Annotated in this window: 2 protein-coding genes; both read left to right on the top strand. The window is 34.3% G+C overall.

Features of this window, described 5'->3' with window-relative positions; genetic code table 4:
* Positions 1-319: 319 nt before the first annotated feature.
* Positions 320-7195, top strand: coding sequence for a hypothetical protein (locus tag NPA10_RS01355; RefSeq protein ID WP_256547749.1), 6876 nt, complete (start codon positions 320-322; stop codon positions 7193-7195).
* 21 nt (positions 7196-7216) lie between these two features.
* A complete protein-coding gene (locus NPA10_RS01360) occupies positions 7217-13807 on the top strand; it encodes a hypothetical protein (RefSeq protein WP_256547750.1) in 6591 nt (2196 codons plus the stop codon).
* The last annotated feature ends 173 nt before the right edge of the window (positions 13808-13980 follow it).

A 13980-nucleotide genomic window follows, 5' to 3' on the forward strand; every position in this document is an offset into this window, starting at 1 on the left:
TAATCAAAAATCAAAAAACCATAAGCTCAGCTTGTGGTTTTTTGATTGATATGATCATTTTTAATGAACCTAAAAAAGTTGGTTATAGCATAACTGCAACTAACATTGAGTTGTTTTCAATTACCTAAAATCTCGCAAAAGTGGTATCAATGTTATGTTATAATCATGTTAGTTTGGTATGAAAACAATACCATTTTTTCAATATTGTTGTAACTCTTCTTGTTTCATAATTAACTCGTACGAACCAGTTGATTAGTGAAAAGTTCTTTTTATTTACGTAGTTACAAGTTTTCATGATGTAGATTTAGCGCTATTTTCAATGACTACAAGATTCAAAAAGAATCTTTCTTTTAAGACTGATAAAGCAAAATGACATTTATCAGCAAAATGACTTATTAGTTTTGCCATTTTGACAGCAACTATTATTGGTTTAAGTACTTCCATTTACTTGACCGAACAAGCTTATACTAAAGCTCAAGCTGCAGCTGAATTTGATCCAATCCAAGCCCGTTTAGCTCGAATTGAACAGTCTGGCATGACAAATGCGTCGGGGGGGGGATCATCTAGTCTTAACCCGACTGATGACACAGATTTAAGCGCGTTTTTAGGCCGCGACTTAGCCGACATTGAAAACATCATCATTGAAGATGATACTAAAGCAATCTCATTTCGCGGTGATTTACCTAAAACCGGTATTCGGGTGGTGTCAACTAGTGTTAGTTTGACCAAAAGTGATCAAACCATCGTTGCTAATGCTTATGATTATGTCAATTTAAAATACGTTAGATATAACAAAAGTACTAAAGAAGTTACTGATGTTAAATTTGCCCCACCACCAGGCTTGTTTAATGATAATGAATGACCAAACTTACAAGATTCGAATAACCAATTAACCAAGTTTTTTCCCACTCGGGCTATTCGACAAGCCGTAGCTGGACTGTTGGGTAAAACTGCAGATGGCAATTTTAGTAAGACTGAATGGTTCACTGCTTTTGATAAAACTAGTCTTACTTTGGATTTGTCCAATCGAGCTTTAAATTCAATTGCTGAAATTTTTAACCCCAACCTCCGTTGGGGTTTGGGGATTTATGATTTGTTAGGGACAGCTAATTCTTCTTCCCGAATTGTTGGTAATTCTAATTTTGAAATTCGGTATCGGGGTTTGAGTACCATCAATGTCGAAGATAATATCATTACTTATTTTCCGAATCCAAATTATAAAAATTTTCCGGCTTTAAAAAACATTCGGGCTAGTCGGAATGCGATTCAAGCAATTGGGAACTTTAATACTTTTAGTAATAATTATTATTCCACTGAATACCGAACTCAAGAAGAATTAAAAAACTCCACTACAAAATCCCAATCCAATCAAAATTACTATGATTATTTAAAAAGTTTATGAACAGAAGATGAAACTAAAACTTTAGAATCAGTCAAAGCAATTCAGAAATGATTAACTGAAACTTTACCCAGCATTGATTATGCAAATTCATCAACAAGTTCAGTATCTACTAAAACTGGTAAAAAAACCATTACTAATTATGAAGATTTTTTAGATGCAGTTTCAGCTGATCCGTTTTATTTTCGGGCCAATGATGGCACAAAATATATTAATGAAAATAATGCATCATCAACCACCAATAATAATAACTTAGCAAAAAATAGTGCAACGACCCCTTATGATTCTGCAAGTAATATTACAACTGATGCTAATGGAGCATTAAAAAACACTAATAGCTCTGCAAATTTTGATTTAAATAAAGGAATTAATTTTGGTGGAGTTCGTTTAGACATTTCCAAAGATATCTATCGGATTGATTTTTCGAATAACCAAATTGAGCGCATTCCTTTATCTAAAAACATGTTTACCAATATTGATTTTGGAAACAATCGTTTACGTTATATTACTCCCATTGCGGCTAAACCATTACCGTGGTTTTATGGTTTGATTTTTTTAATTGCTAATTTAAATTCAGCATTTTACAATGTGGTCAATCCAAGTAATTGAAATAATTATTACGATCAAACCAACGAAAATCAACCAAGTGGTTGAAATGCTCAAGAGCAACGAATTTTAGATGCCTTAAAAACCGGAAATTATAGTTATACTTTGCCGACTTTTTCATTTTATGGCAATCAATTGTTAGATTTCTGACCCCAACAAGATACTGATAGCAGTTGATACACTTGACCTAAATTAACAATTCCTGAATCTAAAAGAGTTACAGGAGCAGGAGCGACTGTGAACTCTAATGTTAATGGGTATCCAGTTAGTCCTTGGAATCATCAAATTGGTGGTACTACCGAATTTTATCCGTGGTTTCATCGGGTGTTCATTGGAACTAATGCTGGGGGAACCTTTTCGACTTATTTAGGTAATTTTGATGGTAATTTTATTCACGATATTGCAACTAGTGATAATAATCGTAGTAATGCTAGTAATTTATACGGTATTTTTTTCAATCAATTTAACGATAATAAAGTCTTAACTTTTTCCCAAAGTTATAGCAAAACAATTAACTACAACATAACAGTTGCCAAAAACCAGTCAAATCAAGCATTTATTTTGCCGGGTTTTAACACAACAGAATTAAAACAAATTGGCACCACTGCTTCAGCATCAACAACTAGTCAGTCTGGTAATAATGTTATGAACACTGAACCTGAACGAAAGCAATTTGATGATGCCATTTTAAAAAATACATCAGATGCTTATAAATCTTATAATTCCCAAGTGCCTTATATCTTAACCCGCACTCTACCCCAAAACCATTCGGTTACTAATTCTTGAGGTAGACAAGATGGCCGGAATGATCCAGGACAACCAATTAATGTTCAACTGCTAAACCAAAATAATGAAGATGTAGCTGATACAAATTTTAAAAATATTGATTGGGTAAGTTTGTATGCCAATGCGAATGGACTTCAAAATAATTTAGCTTTTCAAGAATTGACCGCTGGATATCAACCTTCTGAATCAAATGGACTACCAACTGCAAGTGCTAGTCAAACTCCCCAGGTTACCAAAAACGGTTATAAATTTCTAACTGAAGTTTTAGGTCAACTGCCATATTATAATGGGCGCAAAAATGCTACAAACTGAACTAATGCAACAGGCAATAAATCAACGGGGTTAGCACTATCTACTTTTGCTAACACTAGTGGAGATAATCCAGTACCCCTTTCACCATCTTATAACTTAATTATTTCAGCTCCAACTCAAGAATGAACTTATCGTTACACGATTAACGTTTTAACTGATACTAGTTACGCATTAAATGTTAATGATACAGGTTCTGTGATGGGTAAAACCCGAACATTAGATATTTCTAAAACTAGCTTTACCAATAAATATAAATTTGCTTCATCAATTAGTGCACAAGATTTAGCAACTGAAATTGATACATGAACTACAGGAACTTCATACATTCAAAATTACATTAGAAATGATTCTAGTTCAATTCATATTAAATCAGTTGATCTAATCACTAATGAGATGGTAGTTGGTTTTGATGTGAATGACCCAACTGGTAATCGAATTGACATTGAAGATATCACCTTAACTAATTTTCCCAACCAAACTGCGTTCTTAATTAACAACGAAAAAGTTGTTGATAATTTTGATAATTCTAATGATGCGACAAATCAATTTGCGCCTAAGAATCATGACGAAGCAATTAAATGAATTAAAGATCATGTCGGGGTGCGTTGAATTGATTTAACTAAAGCCGATAATAGTTCAACAACTGTACCAACTACAACCGCTGCTGCTAATAGTTTAGCACAACAAAACATTCATAAATTAGCTGACTTAAAAAATCCTGACCAGTATATCAGCAGTGTCTTCTTTAACAAAATTGAAGGCACCCTTTCATTTACTTTGCAGGTTAATCCAAACGTCAATAATGGGGGGATTAATTTAGTTCAAAATCACACCATTACCACGTTTAAAAAATTTAGTTATTCGATTAACACTGCAACTGCGCAAACTAATTTAGCAGCACTGGATTACACTGATGAGAAACTAAAAGAGTTTGTTACCCTAAAAACTTTTCAAACGATTAATAATCAGGAAACAAACCCCCAAGCAAAAACGTGATCAGAAGCTGATCAACAAAAGAAATTATCTGATTTTTTGCCACCAGATACTGAATTAAAACTAACTGATGTTAACCGTAATCCTGAAGTGGGTAGTGTGGATTTTGCGGTTAGTTTATTAGACAAAAATACTGCTGGCATCTTAGGGACTTTAATTGATGTAAAAAATGCTAGTTTCTTTGGTTTATCTAATTTCAATTCATCGTTTGCTTGAAAACAAAACAATGACCGGGTGTCGGGAATTGCTTTTATCACTTATAACGATTATCAAAATAAGCCGGTTAAAGATTTTAAGGATGCTTTATTAGCCGCTACAGATACTAGTGCATTTAGCAAATTAATTTTGCCATTATTAGATTTGAATGCAAGTGCACCAACCTTTGATATTAATAAAAAACTAACTGGTTCAGAAGCATTAACCCAAGATCAAAAAGATCAATTAGTAATTGGTTTCCATGGTAAAACCTCACCAACCCAAGCAGCGATTAATGCTAATGTGATTGTCAAAGAAGATGCTAATTTAGTTGGGATTAATTTCTTAACGATTAAAGGGGGTTATTTCAACGGCAAATTTTATGGCGGATCTGAAGCAGGTGCACCAATTACTACTCTGCCTTCATTATTAGTGGCCTTAAAGCCCAATAAAACTGAATACCAAGCCATTAGTAATGTTTATAAAAACCCAACCCCAACTGCTGGTCCCCAACCAACCACAACTTATAATGGTGGGACCACCTTATTTCAAGACGCTTTAAATAAGGAGTGAAAAGATTTATTACCAAGCGAATGATTGGCACAATTAAGACGATTAAAAAACCAGCAAAGTAGTTTATTAGTGAACCAACAAGACTATCACGGTTATGATAGTTTAACCGGATTTTTAAATCATGTACTAAACACTTCAACTTCGAATACCAGTTATCAAACCCATGTGGATGTGAATAATTTCAGTAATATCACAATTAACAATTCGACTGGAGAAGTGAAGATTGCAGCAAACACTTTATTTGTCAATAATGTTTATGAAGATGCAACCAAAGCTGAACGTCGGCAAACTCCCTACTTTTATGATCAGGAAATTAGTTTCTTTTTAAGTAATTACTTCTTCCGAATTAGCGATGAAATTAAAGCGAAATTACCATACGCAGATAATGCGGATGTGAACCGCACTTTTGCTAATGAAAGTGTGTTAGGCATTGTCAACCAATTAGAAGATTTATTAGCTAAAGCCCAAAAACTGTATGATGCACCAACCACTCAACCCCTAACGGGTTCAGATTTATTAGCGGCTCAAGATGCGATCAATATCTTGAAATTTAAATTCATTAATCCGGTTTATTACACTAACCCAGATGCGGAAAAATTCTTTACTGAACGATTTACAAGTGCGGATGTTGACAACCAACATGTTAACAAAATGACGAAATTCAGCATGTTGCAATTCAGTAATCTGAACTATAACGAAGGCAGTTTAGAAGTTAAACTAAAAGTGGAAAACTACATTACTGGTTTTGATGGCAAACACTTCCTTTTAGGGGATAAAGAACAAACTTTTACAATCACTAATACTTTAGGAACCTTCTTGTTACCAGTGTGAAAAAACTATTCTGAAAATAATTTCAAACTGCGGACGGATGATGAACATTTAGTTGCTTTAGACGGACAAAAAATTTCTGGTGTAATAACAAATGATGCTTTAAAGGATTGAATCGTTAAAGATTATTACACAATTTTAATGAGCCACATCAATCAAGGCATTAGTGATGAATACATCCAACTAAATAATTCCAATCAATTATTTGATTTAGTTAGTTGACAACTAGTTGATAATACCGGAATTGATGTGGGTAATACTAGCAACCACCACCAAGCAGCTTTAGAGATTTTAAAAGCCGAGTTAGAGAAGTTTCATGTGAGTTTAAATGTCCGTAAACAAGATATACATTACAGTGCAAAAAACGAACAAATCTACTTACTAAATCCGTTCTTACACTTTCATGTTGATCATGCAGCTGCAGAGCAAATTAAAATTCTGAAAAACATTTTTGATCCGAACAAAACCAGTGAGCAACTAATTGATAATTCGGGCAATTACCAAAACATTGGTTTAAGCAATGTAATCATTCAAGGTTTTAAACGCCAACCAATTGTAATTAGTTCCCAAAATTACACTGATCCAGAATATGAACTAAACTTTAATGGGACAATGAACAAGATTAGTACAGTTTCGGGTTCTGAGATTTTAGCTTGATTAAAAGCTAATTTAAACGAACCAGCTGCGATCAATACTTTCTTACAATCTTTCTTACGGGTGCAAGGTTTTTCTCGGGTTACCCAGCCCTTATCATTAGTCTTAAATCCGGAATTTGTTCAACTCTTAGCTAAAGATACCCCTGTTGAAGCAATGACCCAATATTTATTGATTAATGATGGAATTGGTCAACTAACTTTTTTACCCGGCAGCATTCAATTGATTAACAGTTATCAAACAACAGAAATGGATTTAAATTCTAACCCAGTTGATTTAGATCAGTTTTTAGCTGATCCAACCCAAGCCCAGATTGCATTAACCCATTTAAAACTAGTTAATACCGAAATCACAGTTGCTGATAATGAAGCTGTTTCTACCCACTTAATTCATGATGGAGTGCAAACTAATATTCGTGATGCAACAACCGCATTACAAACTGAAAATTTTGCCTTAGCTTATCGTTACTTACAATTAAATGAAGTTTTAATTAGTAAACATAATGGCCAACGCTTAATTATTCATGATGTCTATTCTGATATTGCTCAAGGAACTATTGTAATTCGGTACGAAATTGAAAATGCCTTTGTCAATGGTAAAATCCAGAACTTACAAAAACAATTAGTAATCACGGGTTTTAACTCTAATTCCCACCGGTTCTTAACAACCCATTTACCGTGAGTTATGGTGTTGGTTAGTTTGTTAACTATCGGGGTTTATTATGGAATTTGACGGTACCGGCAAACAACTAACAGCATGAAATTCATGCAGGGAGAACCAAAAAAAGTGCGTTCTCGTTCAACCAAACTTCGCTCTCAACACACGAAGGATAACAGTGGTTCTGAATAGCTAAACAGAAAATAATCTTCCATGAATTTCCAATTAAAAATTAGACGTAATAGAAAGTTTAATACCAATTACTTTATTTTAAGTTTAATAACTTTAACTAGTTTTAGTTTAAGTATTAACCAAACAACTCGCCACCATATTCAAAATTTAGAGGATAGTTCACTCCCTAAACGTCAACAAGCTGCAGCTGCTGTTAAATATGTTGAATGGAATGATTCATCATCAAGACGCATCATTGATGTGTTTCCTCTTTCACGTCTAGCTACACGAGTACTAGATGCACTAAAAGCTGTAGCAACTGATAACACTAAATATGATTTAGGGGTTAATTCTCAAGTGAATAAAGGAGAATTGGGGCAAGTGAAATCACTTGATTTAAGTGATTTAAATCTCACCGAGATTGATGCAATTTTAAATCCGGCACTTACTTGAGACAGTTTGTGAAATATTAATTTATCCAATAATCATTTTGGTGATTATGAAATTATTTTCACAAAATCTGGAATGCCTAAACTGTATAAAATTTTGGCATCGAATTCTCATTTAAACAAGATGATTAATGTCTCATCTTATGTTGAAGACCCAGATGACAAAACTACTGATGGCAGTGATGAAAGAACAAGCGCTGAAGCACAATATACAACTCCAATTCGCGATAATGTGCCCCGGTTTTTTGATGTTGCTTCAAACAACATTCGTGAAATTCCCAAATACTTTTTAAAAATTAATTTGGCTTATTTAAACATGAGCAACAATAAATTGGGTTCAGGAACCGAAGCTGATCCGATGGGAATTTATGCCACTCCTTGATATTCATTAGCATCAACTCAAAATAGCCAAAACTTATTAAGCATTCAAGATCCCAGCATTCGGGGTCCGTATGGCATCAATGTTTATAACACTGGGGATAAAAAAACTGGGAGTGAAACTGAATATAAATACAGTGATGAACAAGTCGCCCGTTGACGCCAATCCCCCTGACCAATTCGGGGTTTAACTTTTGGGAACTATAATGATGTTCCGGATCGAACAACTAATCAATTGGATTCAGGAGTTAGCGAAGGAACAGGCATGACACCAGATTCTGGGGGTAAAAGACCATATTTCAGTTTTTCGAATAACAACCTTGTAGCACCAATGGTCTTTAGTAATGCCAATGTGACATTTGACTCTAACTCTTCCACTTCCCCCCAACAAAAAAGTGTCAATTTATACGTTGGTTTAAATGACTTTAAAACTTCGGCTTACAAAACAGTTCAAGACAAAATTATTGAAGAAGCTAAAAAACGAAATGACCAAAATAACCCAAATGCAAATGCGGAATTACTAGTTCCCCAACCAGATTCGATTTTTCCTTTCATGGGATTAAACGGTTGAACCACTGGGATTCGACCAGGTTATAATTTTGCCCGGCCTTTATTAAGTGTTTATTCATTTCGTTCCTTTAATGGATTTGGTTTATTGGAACAAAATGAAGATTCTCGCAATGATGGAAGTGAAGGAAATACTTGGGATAATACAGTATTTCCAATATCAAGTGGTCGTGGTGATAGTTCAGGCTCTAGTAATGATGAGTATGCTGGTACCAGTTCACAAGAAAGTGGAACTGGTATTAAATGAGAAGTTCCTAAACTTTCTGATTTTGGTAAAAATGAAAATGGTAGTTGAACTGGATTATATAATCCGAATGAAAGAGACGCATCTGCACCGAGTTTAGAAGAATTTATTAATGGAACTAATAATGGTAAAAAGAGTGGGTTCTGAGGGACGAAAGGGTTAGTTACGGTTCCTCGTAACAATAGAAACGGAAGAATGAGTTTTACTGATTCCAACGATCAAACTTATTACAACCGTTATAAACCATTTCGCACTTATTTGATTACGGCTAAATCGTTTGCTAAATCGGAACGGGGTGAAGATTATCAACCAATTTTTGATGGGAATGTTTTTTATGATGCGCGGAACTATGAAAACTTTAACGCGCGTTTAAATTTTTCTCCTTCAGGACGAAGTGAAATTGGGTTAATGGCTAACTATGCCGAAAACCCAATTAATCTTTTTAAGGGAACTGGAAGAGTTAATCAATCAAATAGAAGTGTTGCCAATAGTATTAAACACTTCGGCAGTATTTTTGGTAATTTGCCAATTGTGAACTTAACAGTCGGTTCACCAACAACTTGAATCTCTAACATTGAACGTGATAGTAGTTTTGGGGTTGCACAAACTACTCAAGTGCCCTACACTTCATCATTAGTTATGAATAACGGGTTATACAATTATTCTAGTTACTTTAATGTAGTGGATACTATTGCTACTGAATTAAATGACAGTAGTAATTTTGCTAGTGAAGTTTCCACAACAAAAAAAGCGGATTTAGATTTGTCTAATTACAGTAATAAATTTCCGCAAAATGTGCGGGTTGATGACATTTTAGACGGAGTTAACAAGTTCTGAAAATCCACTAAAAAGTTTGACCAAGTTTATATGGAACGGTTAAACCAAAACGATGTGGAACTAACCTACAATCCCGAAGAGGGCTCACTAACTTATAAATTTCGGGTTTACTCACCGGGTTATTCGCGACAAGGTCGTCTGTTTAAAGCAGGTGATAATCAAGCGATGGCTTCAAAAGATAGTACTCCAACGATTGATGTCAAAATTGATAAAACTGTAACCGGATTTGCAAAAGCCCAAATTAAAAAAGAAAATGCTAGTGGAAGTTTTGAAGATTTTACTTCAGAAAATATTAAAAATAATTTAATGGAGTATGATGCTCCAAAAAGTGCCAAAGAAACAATTACTACAGTTGCAGATTACACCAAAATTAATGCAGAATTAATTGCCAAAACTTTTCAAACCAATTATTTGGGTAATAAAATGGTTAATGGTGCTCAACAAGCAAACATCGAAGAAAACCAACACCAATTAACTAATGTTAACTCCCAATGAGTTACTGAAATTATTAAAAACCAAGTGGATGGTACGGTTCAATTTAAAATCGAAATTCCCGATTATACTTTTGCTAATGGAACGAGTTTTAATTATCCAACTAAACTAAAAACTACGGTTTATAAATGAACCGGTTTACCTAAAACTAATACTACCGTAATTGGAAAAAACATTGCAGTGGATGATGCGCCCCAAACTTTTGTTGAAGCAACCTTTAGTAAAAATCAGGATCAATTAACATTATTCAAAAAAATCATTGCTAAACCTGCTAGTGCGATTACAGCTCAAGACATTTTTGAATTAAATGCAGTTACCACTGATGTTTCCACTTGAAAATCAGTAACAAAAACTGAGGCTAACCAATACTTTACCCTGTTCCCTAATGATGCGAACGGAACTTTGTTATGACAAGTCCGAATCCCTGGGGATTTAAGTAACGGAATTCCTGAACAACGCATCACCGTATTATGAGAACATTTATTCAACCAAACGACTACTGTTACTTGAAAAACTCAAGAACAATTAAACAGTTTCTTATTAGGCAAAACTCCTGAACAAATTAAAGCGGCATTTAAAGCTGATCCCCAAGCTTTTTTAAATGTGCTTAACAAACCCAATAATAATCAGTTAACAACAGCTGATTTAGAAGTTGAAGATGAAAACTTTATCACTAATGTTAACAATGGCCAGATTCGGTTTACCAATATTCGGTTAAAAAACCACTTCTTAAACGGAATCAAATATAACAATGGTCAGCCTGATAATCAAACAGCATCCAACACACCAACATATCTAACAATTCCGATCTCACCCAACTACCAAGGGCAACGTCCGGTTTCATCTTTAGAATGGAAATCAAGTGAAGCTATCATCAAAAACATTAAAGATTATTTACAAAAAAATAATTTAATTCAAGTTGATCCGAACAACGAACAAGTTGCCACTGTTCAAGAAGTCTTAAATCAAATGAATGTTTATGATTTGAAACAAGCAATTGTCAATAACAACCTTAATTTAACTGACATGAACTTGTTTGATTTAAAAAACATTAATAAAAATAATTTTGTTTTAAAAACAACTCTAAATGATAGTTTAGTAGCGAATAACAAAACTGGGGAATTAACTTTTAAAAATCTGCAGTTTAAGAACTGACAAAATGCGAACAGTTTTGATACGATCACTCATGATGTGCCTGAACACACAGTTAATGCCAGTCCGGTTGTCAACAGTTTTATTTGATCTAAATCCATTAGTTCAGCTTTAGCCAATAAATCAGTGTTAGAAGTCGAACAAATTTTCCGATCACCCACTTTAGCTCCCGCATACATTGATGCATTAAATGTTGGTAAAAAAACTTTTAACGCTGATAATATTAGTGCAAACCATTACCTAGTTGATCCCACCAAAATTAAAGTTGATTTAGTTGCGGGAACCATCACGTTTGAAGCGAATGCAGTTACTATGACCAATTTTGTTTCTACACTTGGTCAGAATCCAGTTGATCATGTTGTTACACTAGCCAAAACTTATAGTTTACCGAATAAATATTTAACTAATTTTCAGGTGAATACGAACATCACTTCTGCATCTGGGTTTAAAGATGATTATGCCAAATTCTATTTTGGTTACAGCTATAGTGCAGCTGGAATTACAACTGCACAAAAACAAGCAGTTGATGATGCTGTGGCAGCGTTAAAAACCCCGAATTTAGTGCACCAAACCACCCAAGTTGGCTCCAATTTAATTCGAAGATGATTGGTCAATAATAATGCGGCTCGCATTAATCCGACTGATTTAGCTCGCATTAATCAATTGAAACAAGCATCAGCAAATGACTTTGTGAAAAAAACTGATTTCAGTGGTTATTTCTATTTACCCAATTATTTAGCATTTGTGAACTCAGCCGTGTCAAGCGGAGTAAACCGTACTTATTTCATTGCTGAGCGAATTGAAGCATCCACTTTAGATTCATCAATTTTGATTATTCGCAAACCCCATATTGTTAATTACTTAGCGAATGGGGGAACAGAATTGCACCCAGTTAATGATTTTATTTATGTCAATTTTTTACGCAATGGTACTACAGTAACTTTTCATAAGTATGCTAACCAAGAAGTCCCTGAACAATTAAGTCAGGGCGAATTTAGTGCCAACTTACTAGCATCATTATGACACGATGTTGATGCAGCGACCATGAAAGCGGATTTAGAATTCTTAACTGCGAACCGCAAAAATTTATCGGTCCGAGCATCACACCGTTGACGTTCCATTCAGCAAGCTTGAATCAGTACTTTCACCGCCAACAATGTGCCATATGGTGGATCATATGACACCACGATTGCTTATCCAGCTGAGATTGAAATTTCCAATGGTGAGCGCACTTTAAAAGTTAATAAATTAATTTTTGCTTTATATGCCAACACCACGGATGAAAACAGTCCTGTAGTTCCTGATTATGAAATTGAGGTGGCTGAAATTTGATACTTAAATACTGGTGCCAACACCGAATTTATTCGCAACCCTTTAAGCGATTATGAAGACATTTTAAACCAACCGCCAAGTTTATTATTGCAGCGTTTAGGATTAAAATTAGGGATGCAAACTGATCCGACTTTTAGCTTCCAACAATTTTTAAACGAAAAAGTTTATCATTTACGCAACGCAACTAATTCGGTTTTAACCAATGGTTCTGACACCAACAATATTATTGGTCCGGTTGGGCAAATTGGTAACATTAGTTTAAACGGAAATGAATTACGGTTAAGTCAAATTCAAATTCTTACTCCTTGAGCTGAAGGCAAAATTGGGCCAACCCTAGATCTTGCTGATATTGTCTTACCTTTTGCAGTGAGTTCAACCGAACTATTACCCAATAACAACACTGTTATTATTGCGTGATTACAAAATCGGTTTGGGACTAAACCATCAGTGTCTGAATTATTATTTGATTTACAAGCTGCAATTAATAGTGAACAATTTAATGAAGTTGAATTTAATGCCATGCTAAAAGCTGGTAATGGTTTAGTTTTCTTGAATTCGGTTTTTGCTGATCCTTTAACCCAAGCCCGTTTATCTCCTTTAAAGAAATTAAATGATTCAATCACCATTGATCACATCAATGGCGCAATTAGTTTAAGAAATTTACAAATCCTGTATGGTTATATTAACAATGTACCTCAAGATGATAAAACAATTGAAATCCCTGAAATTAATTTAGTCGTTAATACCGCTTTTACTACTGAATTTAAAGCTAATTTTGAAGAATTGAACAAGGATGAAAATTTAAACCAATTAACCCCTTCTGCAATTCAGAACGTTTTAAATCAAAACCAACCCCGACTACAATCACTAGTCCGGTTTGCAGATGATTACAAACAAATCGAGCAACCCGAAATTACAGTTAGTGCCAACGATTTATTAGGTAAACTTTATATTCAAGTTAGTTTCCAAAACTATTATGAAAATGGGATTAATCTGGGCCAAAAAACCTTCCACTACACTTTAACTAATTTCAAAAACCAACTACCTTTGGTTTTAGGCCCAGTTTTCGGCGGATCAAGTGGAGTCAGTTTAGTTGGTTTAGTCTATTATTTCTGGAGACGGAAATATTTAGGCAGTAAGAAATTTTATATGGCCAATACCGCAGTTAAAGTGAAAAAATAAGTGATTTATCACTATAAAATAATTAGTAATCAAAAACCAAAAAACCACAAGCTCAGCTTGTGGTTTTTTAGGATATAAATGATTTTGGTTAGGATAAAAAGTTTGTTATATCATTGGTTCAAAAAATTGAATAAGATGCTATGACCTAATTTCTCGAAGATGGTATTAAGGTT

Source organism: Mycoplasmoides fastidiosum, from assembly GCF_024498275.1.
In the GTDB taxonomy this organism is placed as follows: domain Bacteria; phylum Bacillota_I; class Bacilli_A; order Mycoplasmatales; family Mycoplasmoidaceae; genus Mycoplasma_N; species Mycoplasma_N fastidiosum.